At 34.6% G+C, this 16,086-nt stretch carries 15 protein-coding genes; 1 reads left to right on the forward strand and 14 read right to left on the reverse strand.

Annotation, left to right across the window (positions count from 1 at the left end; translation table 11 throughout):
• Nucleotides 1-2: 2 nt before the first annotated feature.
• Together ACKF5P_RS06955 and ACKF5P_RS06960 are read right to left on the reverse strand one after the other, a co-directional pair.
• Nucleotides 3-737 carry a polysaccharide deacetylase family protein gene (locus ACKF5P_RS06955; RefSeq protein WP_408954493.1) on the reverse strand — a complete coding sequence of 245 codons (735 nt, stop codon included), beginning with the start codon at nt 735-737 and terminating at the stop codon, nt 3-5.
• Entirely contained in the window at nt 730-1,518 is a 789-nt protein-coding gene (locus tag ACKF5P_RS06960) for a polysaccharide deacetylase family protein (RefSeq protein WP_408954494.1), read from the reverse strand. Before ACKF5P_RS06960 ends, ACKF5P_RS06955 begins: the two co-directional genes overlap by 8 nt.
• A gap of 153 nt (nt 1,519-1,671) precedes the next feature.
• On the opposite strand from ACKF5P_RS06960, the gene ACKF5P_RS06965 reads away from it, so the two are divergent.
• On the forward strand, nt 1,672-2,367 hold the full coding sequence (locus tag ACKF5P_RS06965; RefSeq protein ID WP_408954495.1) for an N-acetylmuramoyl-L-alanine amidase: 696 nt from the start codon (nt 1,672-1,674) through the stop codon (nt 2,365-2,367).
• A gap of 30 nt (nt 2,368-2,397) precedes the next feature.
• Here ACKF5P_RS06965 and ACKF5P_RS06970 read toward each other — a convergent pair whose 3' ends face one another.
• The 12 genes from ACKF5P_RS06970 to rimP all read right to left on the reverse strand — a co-directional run bounded on the left by ACKF5P_RS06970 (nt 2,398) and on the right by rimP (nt 16,008).
• Nucleotides 2,398-3,309: a cell wall hydrolase gene (locus tag ACKF5P_RS06970; protein ID WP_408954496.1), complete on the reverse strand. Its 912-nt coding sequence runs from the start codon at nt 3,307-3,309 to the stop codon at nt 2,398-2,400.
• Between the two features lie 190 nt (nt 3,310-3,499).
• Nucleotides 3,500-4,438 (reverse strand): cell wall hydrolase, encoded by a 939-nt coding sequence (locus ACKF5P_RS06975; protein WP_408954497.1) that lies wholly within the window; start codon nt 4,436-4,438, stop codon nt 3,500-3,502.
• Nucleotides 4,439-4,514: 76 nt separating this feature from the next.
• Nucleotides 4,515-6,623 carry an ATP-dependent DNA helicase gene (locus ACKF5P_RS06980; RefSeq protein ID WP_408954498.1) on the reverse strand — a complete coding sequence of 703 codons (2,109 nt, stop codon included), beginning with the start codon at nt 6,621-6,623 and terminating at the stop codon, nt 4,515-4,517.
• 13 nt (nt 6,624-6,636) lie between these two features.
• Nucleotides 6,637-7,476, reverse strand: a complete 840-nt coding sequence (locus ACKF5P_RS06985) for a deoxyribonuclease IV (RefSeq protein WP_408954499.1) — start codon at nt 7,474-7,476, stop codon at nt 6,637-6,639.
• A 103-nt stretch (nt 7,477-7,579) separates the two neighbouring features.
• Nucleotides 7,580-9,703 (reverse strand): polyribonucleotide nucleotidyltransferase, encoded by a 2,124-nt coding sequence (gene pnp, locus ACKF5P_RS06990; protein WP_408954500.1) that lies wholly within the window; start codon nt 9,701-9,703, stop codon nt 7,580-7,582.
• 107 nt (nt 9,704-9,810) lie between these two features.
• Nucleotides 9,811-10,077 carry a 30S ribosomal protein S15 gene (rpsO, locus tag ACKF5P_RS06995; RefSeq protein ID WP_408954501.1) on the reverse strand — a complete coding sequence of 89 codons (267 nt, stop codon included), beginning with the start codon at nt 10,075-10,077 and terminating at the stop codon, nt 9,811-9,813.
• Between the two features lie 129 nt (nt 10,078-10,206).
• Nucleotides 10,207-11,118, reverse strand: a complete 912-nt coding sequence (locus ACKF5P_RS07000) for a bifunctional riboflavin kinase/FAD synthetase (RefSeq protein WP_408954502.1) — start codon at nt 11,116-11,118, stop codon at nt 10,207-10,209.
• A 24-nt stretch (nt 11,119-11,142) separates the two neighbouring features.
• A complete protein-coding gene (locus tag ACKF5P_RS07005; protein WP_408954503.1) occupies nt 11,143-12,132 on the reverse strand; it encodes a DHH family phosphoesterase in 990 nt (329 codons plus the stop codon).
• On the reverse strand, nt 12,110-12,460 hold the full coding sequence (rbfA, locus tag ACKF5P_RS07010) for a 30S ribosome-binding factor RbfA (protein ID WP_408954504.1): 351 nt from the start codon (nt 12,458-12,460) through the stop codon (nt 12,110-12,112). Before rbfA ends, ACKF5P_RS07005 begins: the two co-directional genes overlap by 23 nt.
• A gap of 20 nt (nt 12,461-12,480) precedes the next feature.
• On the reverse strand, nt 12,481-14,418 hold the full coding sequence (gene infB, locus ACKF5P_RS07015; protein ID WP_408954505.1) for a translation initiation factor IF-2: 1,938 nt from the start codon (nt 14,416-14,418) through the stop codon (nt 12,481-12,483).
• Nucleotides 14,419-14,469: 51 nt separating this feature from the next.
• Complete coding sequence (gene nusA / locus ACKF5P_RS07020; protein WP_408954506.1) at nt 14,470-15,525, reverse strand: transcription termination factor NusA; 1,056 nt, start codon at nt 15,523-15,525, stop codon at nt 14,470-14,472.
• A 24-nt stretch (nt 15,526-15,549) separates the two neighbouring features.
• Nucleotides 15,550-16,008: a ribosome maturation factor RimP gene (rimP, locus tag ACKF5P_RS07025; RefSeq protein ID WP_408954507.1), complete on the reverse strand. Its 459-nt coding sequence runs from the start codon at nt 16,006-16,008 to the stop codon at nt 15,550-15,552.
• Between the last annotated feature and the right edge of the window lie 78 nt (nt 16,009-16,086).

The following is a 16,086-nucleotide window of genomic DNA, read 5'->3' on the forward strand; positions in this document are numbered from 1 at the left end:
TTTCACTCCAATAACTCAGAAATGGTCACTAATCTATAACCTTGCTCTTGTAAATTAGCTATTATCTTTGGTAGAGCTGCTGCTGTTGGTTCAGTAGGATGCATCAAGACTATTCCTCCATTCTCTGCATTATCAACAACCCGCTTGATAATCACATCAGCACTAGGCCGCTGCCAATCAATAGTATCAATCGTCCACATAATCGTTCTATAACCAAGCTCCGCAGCAACCTCAACAATTCTTTCATCAACTTCACCATATGGTGGAGCAAATAAATCTGTCTGATAACCAGTCTCTGTAGCAATTAACTCTTCATTATCCTTAATTAGACTGATTAACTCCTCTTTTGATAACTGCTTAGGATGCCAGTGACGAAAACCATGGTTTCCTATTTCATGCCCCCGCTCTTCAATCTCTGTAATCAACTCTGGAAACTTCTCAACCCACCTTCCAATAAAGAAGAATGTCGCTTTCACTTGGTATTGATCCAAAGTATCAAGCATAGTTGGTAAGTATTGTTCCCCCCACGCAACATTGATCGTTAGTGACATCTTAGCTTCATCTGTTGGCCCTTGATAATAGGCTCCATTTTGAGCTTGAAAAACAGGTCGCTCACCATAATTAGGAGCACTAAATTTAATTACTCCAAAGCTGACTATAATAATAGTAGCAATTAAACCAATAAGAACCTGACGGTTTATTGGTAAATAAAAAAATCTTATCTTCCTTTTAGCCATCTTTACGCCCCCTTTCTACCTTCTTTTGTAGACCTGTATGCTGCTCAATATAATAATCTTCAGTATAAATCAATTCAGAAACTGGTACAATTTTATAACCCTGCTCCTTTAACTTAGGAATCAAACTAATCAATGCCTCTGGAGTTTTTTCTCCATCATTATGCATTAAAATAATATCACCTGGGCCAACATTATCTAAAATGCGATTGACAATATAATCACTGCTGACATCCATCCAATCATGAGAGTCAATACTCCATTGTATTGTATAATAGCCTAACTCCTCACAAGTCTCAATCAATAAATTATTATATTCTCCAAATGGAGGACGGAATAAGATTGATTCTTGCCCAGTTAACTTTTTGATCAATTCTCCTGTTTGATTTAACTCTTGTTCGATCTCTTCTTTGCTTAAAGTAGCCATATGAGGATGTGTATAACTATGATTACCTACCTCATGACCTTTAGCTACTATCTCTTTAACCAACTGAGGATTCTCTTCTAACCAATTCCCCCCAAAAAAGAAGGTTATATTTAAATCATATTCTTCAAAAACCTCCAATATCTTAGGTGTTCTCTCTGCTCCCCACATTCCATCTAGTGTAATTGCTACCTTTTTATCTGATCGATCTACTCCATAAATTGGAACTAACTTATCTTGACTGACCATAATCTCTTGCTGACCAATAAACTCCTTAGTTACTGTACCAAATAGAAAAAAAACAACCCCTAATACAACACAGAGTATTAAGATATCTTTAGCCTTTAACATTAATATCATTCTCTTTTTCCTCCTTACCACTCCTTGCTATCTATTTATTCAAATTAATCATTAATTATCACTTTCAATAGCAACTGGAATATTTTACTCTGAATATTAAGTTAACTGACTAATATAATTTTATAACCTAATCTATATAAAGGATGTCTGCTAATGAAAATAATCTGGTTCAAAGCTTTCTCAACTTCTACTCTAGCATCGTTTTTCTTCATCTTCTTTCTGTTTGGTTCTATATTCAACTTTGTTATTCAAAATAATCAATCACAATCAAAGTTAGAAAAAAAGATAGTTATTGATGCTGGACATGGAGGCATTGATGCTGGGGCCAACAGAGAAGGAATTTTAGAAAAGGATATTAATTTAGCTATTGCTAAAAATCTAGCTGATTTTTTGGATAGAGGTAGCCTAAAAATAATTATGTCCCGTACAGAAGACAGATTATATAACGATGACCGTAATCAAGATATTATTAATCGGGTTAAAATAGCTAACGAAAGCAATGCAGAGCTACTAGTCAGTATCCATGTCAACAGCTTCCCCAGTTCCACATCATTTGGAGGCCAGACTTTTTATAAACCCAATTCAGAAAAGAGTAAGAAACTTGCCTCTGCTATTCAAGAAAAATTAATAGAGATTCAACCAGAAAATTATAGAAAGATCAAATCAGCTCCTTATTATATTTTACGTAAAAGTGAAATTCCAGCTGTAATTGTAGAGGTTGGTTTTATAAGTAATCCTAAAGATAGAGAACGATTAACCGACCCACAAGAACAACAAAAGATTGCTCGAGGAATTGGAGAAGGAGTCATCAATTACTTTAATCAAAAATTAAAAGAGACCCCTAATTAGGGGTCTCTTTTAATTTAATCATTAAAAGGATCAAGTTGAAAAATGATGTTTTCCAATTACCGTCTCACTTCGCATATTGTCAAACATCCATTGGGATGTTGCAGTCACAGGATTGTAATAAAATACTGCTCCTCTACTAGGATCCCAACCTTTTAAAGCCTCTTCAACAGCTCTTCTTGACTGCTGATCTGGTTGTAACCAAAACTGTCCATCATGCACAGCAGTGAAAGCCCATGGTTGAAAAATAACTTCTCTAATAGAATTAGAAAATTCTGAATCTTCAACCCGATTTAAGACAACTGCTGCTATTGCTACCTGACCTTTATAAGGTTCACCTCGTGCTTCTGAATAAACAGCTCTTGCCAGTAATTCAAACTCTTCATCTGTAATATCCATTTTATAATTTGAAGAATCTTGTCTTGTTTCAGTAGCTTGTACTGCTTGTTTTGTTTCAGTAGCCTGTGCTGCTTGAGTAGCTTCTCTTGTTTGAACACTAGCTTCAACAGTAGAGTTAGAATGTGGAATAGTTAACCTTCTTCCAGTACGAACTGAATCAGAGTTTAAATTATTCCAAGCTTTAAGCTCTTGAACTGTTGTGTCAAAACTTCTAGCAATTCTCGACAAAGTATCTCCTTGTCTGACTTGATACTGCTTTGCAGTTAAGCTATTAATTGTTCTCCAATCAGAGATTCCATTAATCGCTAAATTATTATCTTGCTGATATCTAATTACTGCTCTTTCAGTCTGTTGACCATAATATCCGCTTATTGGCCCAGAGTAGTACCCAAAACCTGCTAATCTAGCCTGTAATTCTGTTACATCATCACCACTAATTGTAAAAGATAGTGGTCTACTGCCCAATGAAGCAGCCTCTGCTGCAGGTACTAACACCATCACTGTTAAGACCATTACTGCCACTACTAATATAGTTTTTTGCTTCATTAGTCTCCTCCTTTTACTTTAATTAATCAAATTCGTTTCGTTCAGTCAATTATACTTAATCTGAAAATAATTATATATAATTGCTTTTAACTTATCAAAAGAAGTTATTATGATATTTGGAAATAAAGATAAAAAAAGTTGCTAAATAATAAGAAAACCTTTAATCCCCAACTGAGGATTAAAGGTTTTTTTATCTAGCAAAGACATGATTTCCAATTTCAACAATTGTATCTCGTGTTTCAAACCAAGAAATATAATTAGCAGTCCGTGGATTATAAAAATATACAGCCCCACGGGTTGGATCCTCTCCTCGTAAAGCAGCCTCAGCAGCTCGATAAGCTGTTCTATTTGGTGTTAGATTAATCTGTCCATCAAATACTGGTGAAAACTGTCGCGGTTGATAGATAACCTCTTTGATACTGTCAGGAAAGAAAGAATCTATCACACGATTTAACACTACAGCTCCAACTGCTACTTGTCCAATATAAGGCTCACCTCGTGCTTCTCCATGAATTATCCTGGCCAGTAATTCAACCTCTTTGTCAGTTGCCGTATGATATAAGACTTCCTTATCACTTAAATTATTAATTGGCAGTTGAATTGTATCCCCTAATCGAATCACACTTGAATCATCGAGATTATTTAACTTTTTAATCACACTAATACTGGCATTGAATTCCCTAGCTAAATCATATAAGTTATCTCCTCGTCTAATTTGATAATCTAACGTCTCTAAATCACTGATATCAATCCCTTTACGAGGACTCTCCTTCCTAATTTTAACTTTATACTCTTGATTTGCATCCAATTGAAAATCAGCTAATTCATTAGGTGATTGATAAAATTGACCAATAGATTCTTGAACAAACATTCCATCAACCAAATCATGATGCTCTGGAATCAATAATTGATCACCTACTCTAATAAATTCATCTTCTTCTAAATCATTAATCTCTCTAATCTCTCTAAGGCTGACCCCGAATTGTCTAGCAATATTAATTAATGCCTCACCTTCTCCTACTGTATAAACCAATTTAACTCTAAAGCTTGGAGTAGCCCAACTAATTTCAGCAACTAATAATATAAACAAAATAGCCAATCCAACTACGAGTTTATTCTTCTTAATCATCCCCTACTCCTTTCTTAAACCTCTACTTTAATTTAAATATCTTTTAAAACATTCTAGGTAGTTTGTCTAATTCCTGTTAATTTATTAATTTTTCGGTCAATAAATTTAATTTATTAATTGTAATCTGGCTATCCGAAGGAAAAGATTTCAAAAATATACTTCCATAACTTTTACTAATTACACGATTATCTAAAATTATAACCCAGCCTTGATCTTGTTTCGAACGGATCAATCTACCAATTCCTTGCCGAAATTTAATTACTGCTTTAGGTAGCATATAATTGAAGAAAGCATTCTCTCCATTATTCTCTAAAGCCTCTATTTTAGCCGCTATAACCGGATCTGTTGGCACTAAAAAAGGCAACTTAACGATAACTACACAACTTAATTGTTCTCCTGGAATATCTACCCCTTCCCAGAAACTAGCAGTTCCTAGTAATAATGACTTCTGATTAGCCTTAAATTCTTCAATTAATTGATGGCGAGATTTCATCCCTTGACAATAAAGATGGTTAATCTTTAATTGATCAAGTTGATCTGACAATTGTTGATAAACCTGATTTAACATCCAATAAGAAGTAAATAAGACTAAACTATTTCCTTTTCTAGTTTGAACAATATCCTTTACTGCCTTAACAACTTCTTTTATAAATGATTCATTCTTTGGATTAGGAAGATCCTTAATTACCCCTGCCTGTAATTGATTACGATAATCAAAAGGGCTACCTACTTTTAACGTATCAACTGCAAAATTTTGCAAACCTAAATTCTTACTGATAAAATCAAAAGAATTATCAACCGTCAAAGTTGCAGAAGTAAAGATTATTGACTCCATCTTTTCTAACAAATTAATTTCTAATTCTTTGCTAATATCTAATGGCGCAGAGCAGAAACTACAATTATCAGCATTTCGCTCTAACCAATAAACATAGTCCTCTTGGGGATTATTAACTATCTCTTCAATAGTTTGATTAATCTTAGTAAAAAATTCTATTTTTGCTGCCAACTCTATTGCTAAAACCTCAAAATCTTCTAATTCATCTTCTGTTACTGCTAATTCTTCAAATGTTTTCTCTAGACCTTGTCTTAAACTACTTAAATCCAACAAAAAATTCTCAATTTCTATCTTAATAGCTTTTTGCCATAACTTTTTACCCCTAACTTCCTCTGTTAATCTGACCTTATATCCTTTAAAATTATCTTCTAAAAAATTAATTAACTGATTAAATAAACTATGTACCCTATCAGTTAGCCTTCTAACTAAAGGAACCAAATCATTATCAATTCGCTTTTGAAAGCGTTGCTTTAACTCATCCTTTAACTTACTACTGGCCAATCTAAGCTGTAATAAAACTCCAAGCCCTTCTTCAGAGTTATATAATGATTGCAAAAATTTAACAATACCTTCTTGACTAAGTTTCAGCCCTAAATAGTTAGTCGCCACCTCTTCTATGTTATGTGCTTCATCAAAGATAACCTTTTTATAATAAGGTAAGACTGCTGTTTGCTCCTCTAAATCTTGCTCTTTTCTTAAAGCAAGATCTGCAAATAACAAATGGTGATTTACAATCAACAGGTCAGCTTCTTCAATTTCCTTTCTAGCAAACATAAAATGGCATTGCTCATAATAAGCACAGTTGCCTCGTAAACATAATTCACTTTTAGATGAAATTTGCTCCCATAATTTAAATTCAATCTTAAAATCTAAATCAGAACGACATCCAGTTTCAGTCTTTAAGATCCATTGATTAATCTTTGACAGTTTATCATATTTATCAGCAGCTAATTGAGCATGCTTTTCATATTGAATCAGCCTTCTTAAACAGATATAATTTCTTCTACCTTTAACTAATACAGCCTTAAAATCCAACTCAAAAACTTCTTGCAATAACGGAATATCCTTATTAATTAATTGCTCTTGTAAATTAATTGTATTAGTTGAAATAATAATTTTCTCTTCCTCAATTAGAGAAGAGAATATGCTGGGTACCAAATAAGCCAGTGATTTTCCAGTCCCTGTTCCGGCTTCTATTAATAAATGTTTTTTCTGCTTAAAGACATCGGTAATCTTCATCGCCATTCTTTGTTGTTCAGGTCGATATTCATACTTCGGAAAAAAAGAAGCTAACCTTTCATCAGGAGCAAAAAATTCCTTTATTCGGTCTAACTCTAGTTTTAAACTCATAGTTGCTATCCTTTCATCTTACTAACTGCTTAAGTGTCGCTAAATTTTTTCGATCATCACCAAACTCATCAATTGGAGTCTCTAAAACAAACAATTTATCCTGCAGCTGAGGATGATTAACTAAATTCCTAAACCCTTCTAAACCAATTTTACCCTGACCAATATGCTGATGGCGATCTTTATTAGAAGCAAATTCGGTTTTAGAATCATTAACATGAATCACTCCTAATTTATCTAATCCAAATAAATCATCAATCTCTACTACTAATTTATCTAATTCTTCCTTAAGACGTAAATCATAGCCTGCCGCAAAACCATGGCAAGTATCATAACAAAGCCCTAATCTATCATTATTAGTAATTGACTCTACCATCTTCTTTAACTCTTCTAAACTAGAACCTAGAGCTGTGCCAGCTCCAGCAACATTCTCTAATAAAATACGGACTTTAGGATCAGTTCTCTCTAAAACCTCTTCCAAAGCCTCTGTTATTCTAATAATTCCTGCCTCAACACCTGAACCTGTATGGCTACCTGGATGTAAGACTAAGTATTCAACCCCTAATTTATCAGCTCGCTTAACCCCTGCTACCAAAGCATTAATTGACTTTTGGTACAACTCATCTTTAGAGGAAGCTAAATTGATTAAATAAGGGGTGTGAATTACTACTGATTCTATTTGGTATTTCTTTAAATTTTCCTTAAATTTATTTACTTCTTTATCACTTAACTCTCTTGCTTTCCAGCCCCTTGGATTAGTAGAAAAAATTTGAAAAGTATTACAGTCTAACTCAGCTGCTCTAATAACTGCCTGATCAACTCCTCCAGCAATTGATGTATGAACACCAAATTTCATGACTCTCACCCCCATCTAAAAAAATTATTGGTTAATCAAAAAATTAAAACATAAACTAGAATAAATCCAGTTTATGTCCTTGAATAAAATTTATCTCTAATTATCAATTATCATCTTTATTCTGCTCATCTTCATCAGCTAAAGCAGCTTTACGAGATAAATTAATTCGATCTCGGTCATCAATTTCTATTACTTTAACCAATACCTCATCTCCTACTTCTAAAATATCTTCTACCTTTTTAACATGATGATCAGCTAACTTAGAAATATGAACCAATCCTTCTTTACCTGGCAATACTTCAACAAAAGCACCAAAGTTGGTTGTTCTCTTTACTTTACCTAAATACATTTCACCAACTTCAACATCTTTAGTTAACCGTTCAATCATCTTACGAGCTTCCTTACCAGCTTCTTGATCTTCAGCTGCAATAAATACTTTTCCATCATCTTCAATATCAATCTTCACTCCTGTTTCATCAACAATTTTCTTGATCGTCTTACCGCCTCGACCAATGACATCTTTAATTTTATCTGGATCTATTTTCATTGTCATAATGCTTGGAGCATGAGATGACATCTCTTCACGTGGCTCAGAAATTGTCTTTAACATTTCATCTAAGATATGCAACCTACCAACTCTTGCCTGTTCTAATGCTTCTTTTAAGATCTCTTTAGCAACACCTTTAACCTTCATATCCATCTGTAAAGCTGTGATTCCTTCTTTCGTTCCTGCTACTTTAAAGTCCATATCTCCATTGAAATCTTCTATTCCCTGAATATCAGTTAAGATTGCTACTTGATCATCTTCTTTCATTAACCCCATTGCAATTCCTGCTACTGGTGCTTTAATCGGAACTCCTGCATCCATTAAAGCTAATGTACTTCCACAGATACTTGCTTGGGAAGTAGAACCATTTGAGGCTAGGACTTCAGAAACTAATCTAAGTGTATAAGGAAATTCATCTGCTGAAGGAATCATTGGTCTTAATGCTCTTTCACCTAAAGAACCATGACCAATTTCTCTTCTTCCTGGTCCACGCAGAGGACTTGTTTCACCTACACTGTATGGAGGGAAGTTATAGTGATGCATATATCTTTTAGATTCTTTCTCTTCTAATCCATCTAAAATTTGCTCATCACCTACAGCACCTAATGTTGCCACTGTCATTGCTTGTGTCTGACCACGGGTAAATACTCCTGAACCATGTGTTCTAGGCAATAAACCAACTTCACACGAGATTGAACGAACCTCATCTAACTTACGGCCATCAATTCTGACCCCTTCATTAAGAACTAAGTTTCTGATTGATTCTTTTGAAATCTTATCTAAAGTACTCTTGACCACTTTAATTATTTTTTGAAGTTCTTCATATTCTTGATACTTAGTTTCAAAATGTTCAGTTACTTCTTTCTTTACCTGATTAACTTGATTTCCTCGCTCAAATTTATCAGCAGTCTGTAAAGCTTCGCTTAATCGATCTCCCACATAATCTCTAACTTCTCCTTCAATCTCCGCATCTTCAACAACTTTTAATTCGATATCTGCTTTCTCTTTACCTATTTCAGCAACTATTTTATTTTGTAGCTCTACAACTTCCTTAACCACTTGATGACCAAAATCAATAGCTTCTATCATATCCTCTTCCGATACTTCATTAGCTCCTGCTTCAACCATCATTACTGCTTCTTCAGTTCCTGCTACTGTTAAATCAAGCCCACTTTCTTTATATTGCTCAATTGTTGGGTTAATAACAAACTCTCCATCAACCAATCCGACTTTAACACCACCAATTGGCCCTTCAAATGGAATATCAGAAATAGCAAGTGCAGCTGAAGCACCAATCATCGCCGTAATATCAGGTGCATTGTCAGAATCAACTGATAATACAGTAGCTACTACTTGAACATCATGTCTCATTCCTTTAGGAAATAGCGGGCGAAGTGGTCGATCGATTACTCGTGATGTTAAAGTAGCTGCATCACTTGGTCTACCTTCTCGCTTAATAAATCCACCAGGAATCTTACCGGCAGCATACAACCTTTCTTCATAATTAACCATTAATGGAAAAAAGTCAATACCTGATCTAGGTTCATCCATTGTAGCAGTTACTAAAATAACTGTTTCTCCATAACGAACTAACACTGAACCATTGGCTAACTGGGCCAACTTTCCAGTTTCAATCGTTAACTTTCTTCCTCCTAATTCCATTGACCATTCTTGTGCCATAAAATCTAACCCCTCTCTACAATATTATCTTATTTTTAGCTATACCCAATCTCAGAATTTAAATACTAAAATATAAGAGCGGGAATCCCCGCTCTTATAATCTATTATTATCCTCTAATGCCTAAATCAGCAATTAATTCTCGATAAGACTCTATATCATTATTCTTAAGATATCTAAGTAATCTTCTTCTTTGCCCAACCATCTTTAACAGACCACGTCTAGAATTATGATCTTGTTTATGGTCTTTCAAGTGCTCAGTAAGCTCTGCAATTCGCTCTGTTAAGATAGCAACTTGTACTTCAGCAGAACCTGTATCGTTATCATGACGCCCATACTCATTTATAATTTCTTGCTTTCTCTCAGCTTCTAACATTACTTGTCACCTCCTTATAATTTAAAATCCCCAATCACCAAGTCAATCGCTGGAGCAACGAATAACCTAGTCAATGGTTATAAGAGCAATTCCATATAACATTTTAGCATACCAAAAGAAAAATGTAAACTAATTTAAGACTTTTTTAGCTAGTTGAATATCCTTTTTAATTCTTGTTATTAATTCATCTTTTGTAGCAAATTTATTTTCTCCTCTAATTTTTTCTACAAATTCTAATTCTACTCGCTGATCATAAATATTTTTATTAAAGTTAAAAATATGAACCTCAATAGCAAACTGTCCTGTATTAAATGTAGGTCGTAAACCTAAATGAACTACCCCATCATAAAATTGCTTCTTAACCTTTAGCCTACAAGCATAAACTCCAAAAGGTGGCAATGCATAATCAACAACAGGAACTAAATTGGCGGTAGGAAAACCTAAATCTCTTCCTCTCTGTGCTCCTTTTACTACTCTACAATCAATGGCTAAGTTTCTTCCTAATTGTTCCTTGACCTCAACTAATCTTCCTTGTTGGGCTAATTTACGAATATAAGTACTACCTGTTTCTTGATTATTGATCTTTACTGCAGGAATAGCTTGAACATTAATACCAAACTCTTTTCCTACAGAAGCTAATTGTTCAGGTGTTCCTTTGCTTTGATAGCCACACCTAAAATCTTCCCCTACAATGATCTCTTTAACTGAAAAACGTTTAATTAAATAATCAATTAAAAACTCCTCAAAGGAAATTTTAGAAAATTCAGGAGTAAACTTCTGCAAAATAATCTGTTTAATATTCAGTGATTCAATAATTTTTCTCTTTTGCCACCAACTTGCTAGTGCTTTAGGAGCCTTAGTTGGAGCCAAAATACGTAGTGGGTGAGGATGGAAAGTAAATAAACCACTATCATAACCTAGTTCATTAGCTCTTTTAATTGTTAGATTAATAATTTTTTGATGTCCTAAATGAACACCATCAAAAGTACCTAAAGTCATTACTACAGGACGATTACGAGATTTATTATATATTATCTCCAATCTAATCTCTCCTTTCAGGAGACTTTAATTATCTTTAGTTAGCTGCTCTTTTAGTGCCTTGATCACTTTCTTTTCTGCATCTTCTAATCCAAGATTAATTGTACAACCAGCGGCTCGAGAGTGACCTCCACCACCAAACAAAGCTGCTACTTGATTAACTTTTAAGTAATTATTAGACCTTAAACCAACTCTGATCTCTTGCTCCTCAACTTCTTTAAACAAGACCCCAACCTCTGCTCCTTTTAAAGTACGAGGATAATTGACTAAACCTTCAGTATCTTCTAGATCAGCACCAACCTCTTCTAACATCTCTTGACTAACCTTCAACCAAGCTATTTTTCCCGTTGAATCAACTTGTAAATTTTGCAGGGTTTTACCTCGTAATATTAAATTGTGATAGGAATTAGTCTCTAGTACATGTTTAGCAATCAAAGATGGATCCACATCATAATTCAATAATTCAGCCATAATCTGATGGGTCGTGCTAGTAGTATTAGAGTAACGAAAAGAACCTGTATCAGTAATTAAACCAGTTGTTAATGCTGTTGCTATTTCAGAAGTCAATTCTATTTCTTTCATTTCTTCTTGAATAGCATAAATTAGTTCTACGGTAGCAGCAACATCAGCTACTAAGTTATAATCTCCAAATAAATTGTTATCTTCATGGTGATCAATATTAATGATTTTTTGTTCTGCAACTAATTCTTTTACTCTAGCTATTCGTTCCAAATTACTACTGTCTACCACTATAGTTAGGTCAGCATCTACTGTTAAACCTTCTTCATATTGTTGTATCTCTTCAATATCAGGTAAAAATGAAAAGCAATCAGAAATAGAGTCATCTATGATAATAGTAGCCTTTTTTCCTAATTGCTCTATCATTAATTTTAAGGCCAGCATAGAACCCAAGTTATCTCCATCAGGGCTAATATGACCGGTTAACAAAATATTTTCAGCACCCTTAATTGAATTAATTATTGCATAAATTGCTTCATTCATCTTTTCCATCCTCATCTATATTCTCCAATATTTCAAAGATGCGTGTTCCTTTTTCAATCGAATCATCATACCTAAAAATAATTTCTGGAGTATGTCGTAATTTAATTCTTTGACCAACTTCCCTTCTGACAAACCCCTCTGTCGCTTGTAACCCCTCCATAGTTTCCTCTTTCTTACCATTTAAAATACTGACAAAAACTTTAGCATGACGTAAATCACCAGAAACCTCTACATCAGTTATAGTTACAAAACCAATTCGTGGATCCTTAATCTCTTTTTGTAATAAATCACTTACCTCTTGTTTGATTAATTCTCCAACCCTTTGTGATCTATGGCGAGCCATTCCTATCATCTCCTATCAGTTTATAGAGTTCGTTTAACCTCTTCATAATCATAAACTTCCATAATATCTCCTACTTTAATATCATTATAATCTTCAATTCCAACTCCACATTCATACCCTTCAGCTACTTCACGTACATCATCTTTAAAGCGCTTAAGAGAACTAATTTCTCCCTCTTTTATAATCTTACCATCTCTAATCAATCTAATCTTAGCATTTCTGTTAATCTTACCACTCTTAACATAAGAACCAGCAATTGTACCTACTTTAGGTACTTTAAATGTATCTCTAACCTCCACTCGACCTAAAACAATCTCTTTATAGTCAGGATCTAATAATCCTTCCATTGCTTGTTTAATCTCTTCAATCGCTCTATAGATAATTCGATAAGTACGAATTTCAACAGTTTCCTTTTCAGCAACCTTACGGGCATTAGTTCCAGGACGAACATTAAATCCAATAATAATTGCATTCGAAGCTGAAGCCAGCATAACATCTGTTTCAGTAATTCCTCCTACTCCATCATGCACAACTTTAACCTGAACTTCTTCCGTACTTAAATTCAATAATGATTCCTTTAAAGCCTCGACTGATCCTTGTACATCGGCTTTAACTACAATATTTAAATTCTTAATTTCTCCTTCTTGAATTTGAGCAAATAAATCATCAAGATTAACGGTCGTATTTTGACTTAATTCATCGGCTCTCCTCTTATCTTCACGTCTGTTAGCTATATCTCTTGTAGCTTGATCATCTTCTAAAACCTCTAATAAATCACCAGCATTTGGCACCTCAGATAGACCCAATACTTCAACTGGAGTAGAAGGACCTGCCTCTTCAACTCTTTCTCCGCGATCATTAATCATTGCTCTTACTCTTCCAGAAGCCATACCTGCTACAATAGGCTCTCCTACTTTTAAAGTTCCATTTTTAATTAAAACAGTAGCTACTGGCCCTCGGCCTCTATCTAATTCTGCTTCAATTATGACTCCATGAGCTGGACGAGCAGGGTTAGCTTTTAACTCTTCCATTTCAGCAGTCAAGATAATCATTTCTAATAACTCATCCAAATTCTGCTGCTTCAGAGCAGAAACTGGAACACAAATCGTATCTCCACCCCATTCTTCAACTACTAAACCATGTTCCGTTAACTCCTGTTTAACCCTCTCTGGTTGTGCATTTGGTTTGTCAATTTTATTAATAGCTACTATAATTGGTACTTCAGCTGCTTTAGCATGGTTAATTGCTTCAACAGTTTGCGGCATAATTCCATCATCAGCTCCAACTACTAAGATAGCAATGTCAGTTGCCTGAGCACCACGAGCTCTCATTGAAGTAAATGCCTCATGGCCTGGAGTATCTAAGAAAGTAATTAGCTGATCATTTACTTCAACTTGATAAGCTCCAATATGTTGCGTAATCCCTCCAGCTTCACCAACTGTTACATTTGTTTTTCTAATTGAATCCAATAGAGTCGTCTTTCCGTGATCTACATGTCCCATTACAGTAATTACTGGTGGTCTAGTTTTCAAGTCTGCTGGATCATCTTCAACATCTGCTACTAATCCATAAATATCATCTTCAATATCATCTTCTTCTACCTCTTCTACCTGATAACCATACTCTTGCGCTAATGTTTCGATTGTTTCAAAATCAAGCTCTTGATTAATTGTCGCCATAACTCCCAAATTAATTAATTCAGCCATCAAACTATTAGGCTCAATCTCTAACTCTTCAGCTAACTCTTTAACGGTTAACCTTCCCTCAACTTCTATTATATCTACCTCTTTATCATCTTCATCCGTTCCTAATACCATACCGGTCACCATTTCAGCAGTATCTTTCTCTACTGTGCTCATATGACTACTAACATCTAACCCTAAATCCTGTAATATCTCAATTAATTCTTTATTTTCTATCTCTAACTCATTAGCCAACTCATAAATTCTAATTCCCATTAATTAACACCTCACTATTAATTTGTAATTTTATTGCTTTAAGAAATAATCTTAGAACAATCCTGAATCCTTCTCTTCTAACTGCGATTCACTCTTAATATCTATCTTCCATCCTGTCAATTTAGCAGCTAGTCTAGCATTTTGACCCTCTTTTCCAATTGCTAAAGACAATTGATAATCTGGTACAACTACCTTAGCTACACTTTCTAGCTCATCAACATCTACATCAATAACTTCAGCAGGACTTAAAGCATTAGAGACAAACTTGGCAACATCTTCATTCCATTGCACAATATCAACCTTTTCCCCATTTAACTGATCAACAATAATCCTTACCCGAGAACCATTAGGGCCAACACAAGAACCAACAGCATCCACATCTTCGTCATTAGAATGAACAGCAATCTTAGAGCGTGAACCTGCTTCCCTTGCCACCGCTTTAATCTCTACAACTCCATCATGAATCTCAGGAACTTCTAATTCAAATAACCTCTCTAATAATCCCGGATGTGTCCTAGAGACTAAAATGTTTGGCCCTTTAGTAGTTTCACTAACCTCAACAATATAAACTTTGATTCGATCTCCTTGCTCATATTCTTCGATTGGTATCTGCTCAGGCGGAATTAAGATTGCTTCCGCCCTTCCCAGATCAATAATCACATTATTTTTATGATGACGCTGAACAATCCCTGTTACTATATCCCCTTCTCGATTAGAAAACTCTTCATAAATAATGTCCCGTTCAGCTTCACGAATCCTCTGAATAACGACCTGTTTAGCTGTTTGCGCTGCAATCCGACCAAAATTACCAGGAGTAACTTCAATCTCTACTTGATCTCCTATTTCATAATTAGGGTTCTTTTGTTGGGCCTCAATCAATGAAATTTCCTCATCTTGATTAGTTACTTCCTCAACAACTTCTTTTGTAGAGTAAACACTTACTTCACCAGTGTCTTCTTCTATATCAATCTCTACACTTCCAGCAGTACCGAAATCCCGTTTATAAGCCGATTTTAATGCTGCTTTAATAGCATCAAGCAACATTGCTTTAGGAATCCCCTTTTCTTTTTCAATATCATTTAACGCTTGAATCAACTCAACATTCATCTTTTTAATTCCTCCCCTTATACCCTAAAATTCAACTGCCAATTTAGTTTTAGCAATTTTAGAAAATGGTATACTCAATTCTTCACCATCTAAGCTAAGCTTAACATTCTCACCTTCAAGACCAAGTAGTTTGCCTGTCAACTCTTTTTTGCCATTTACCGGTGCATATGTAGAAATCTCAACCAGTTCTCCACTAAATCTTTTAAAATCTTGCTTTGTTTTTAACGGTCTATCAATCCCTGGCGACGAAACTTCTAACAGATAAGACTGTTCTATTGGATCCTTTAAGTCCAATTGTTCACTTAAGTCTCGGCTCACCTGCTGACAGTCATCTAAAGATACACCATCTATATTATCAACAAAGACTCTTAAAATCCAATCCGGGCCTTCTTTGTTATATTCTACATCAACTAATTCTAAGCCTTGGCTCACAACTATCGGCTCCGCTAATTCCATTACAATACGCTCTACACTCTTCCCCATATTTTTCCCTCCCTTAAGCTTTATTTTCCCAAATTTTAGTATCATTTATTCTTATTCGGCTAATTAATTTTATTACAT

The sequence above is a fragment of the Natroniella sp. ANB-PHB2 genome (genome assembly GCF_046097105.1).
Lineage (GTDB): Bacteria > Bacillota > Halanaerobiia > Halobacteroidales > Halobacteroidaceae > Natroniella.

What these genes read in the sequence shown, in the direction of transcription:
- ACKF5P_RS06980 (WP_408954498.1), bottom strand. Translation starts at nt 6,623, where the DNA reads ATGAGTTTAAAACTAGAGTTAGACCGAATAAAGGAATTTTTTGCTCCT.
- pnp (WP_408954500.1), bottom strand. Translation starts at nt 9,703, where the DNA reads ATGGCACAAGAATGGTCAATGGAATTAGGAGGAAGAAAGTTAACGATT.
- ACKF5P_RS06970 (WP_408954496.1), bottom strand. Translation starts at nt 3,309, where the DNA reads ATGAAGCAAAAAACTATATTAGTAGTGGCAGTAATGGTCTTAACAGTG.
- ACKF5P_RS07005 (WP_408954503.1), bottom strand. Translation starts at nt 12,132, where the DNA reads ATGAGGATGGAAAAGATGAATGAAGCAATTTATGCAATAATTAATTCA.
- rbfA (WP_408954504.1), bottom strand. Translation starts at nt 12,460, where the DNA reads ATGGCTCGCCATAGATCACAAAGGGTTGGAGAATTAATCAAACAAGAG.
- rimP (WP_408954507.1), bottom strand. Translation starts at nt 16,008, where the DNA reads ATGGGGAAGAGTGTAGAGCGTATTGTAATGGAATTAGCGGAGCCGATA.
- ACKF5P_RS06960 (WP_408954494.1), bottom strand. Translation starts at nt 1,518, where the DNA reads ATGATATTAATGTTAAAGGCTAAAGATATCTTAATACTCTGTGTTGTA.
- ACKF5P_RS06955 (WP_408954493.1), bottom strand. Translation starts at nt 737, where the DNA reads ATGGCTAAAAGGAAGATAAGATTTTTTTATTTACCAATAAACCGTCAG.
- infB (WP_408954505.1), bottom strand. Translation starts at nt 14,418, where the DNA reads ATGGGAATTAGAATTTATGAGTTGGCTAATGAGTTAGAGATAGAAAAT.
- nusA (WP_408954506.1), bottom strand. Translation starts at nt 15,525, where the DNA reads ATGAATGTTGAGTTGATTCAAGCGTTAAATGATATTGAAAAAGAAAAG.
- ACKF5P_RS06975 (WP_408954497.1), bottom strand. Translation starts at nt 4,438, where the DNA reads ATGATTAAGAAGAATAAACTCGTAGTTGGATTGGCTATTTTGTTTATA.
- ACKF5P_RS06985 (WP_408954499.1), bottom strand. Translation starts at nt 7,476, where the DNA reads ATGAAATTTGGTGTTCATACATCAATTGCTGGAGGAGTTGATCAGGCA.
- ACKF5P_RS06965 (WP_408954495.1), top strand. Translation starts at nt 1,672, where the DNA reads ATGAAAATAATCTGGTTCAAAGCTTTCTCAACTTCTACTCTAGCATCG.
- rpsO (WP_408954501.1), bottom strand. Translation starts at nt 10,077, where the DNA reads ATGTTAGAAGCTGAGAGAAAGCAAGAAATTATAAATGAGTATGGGCGT.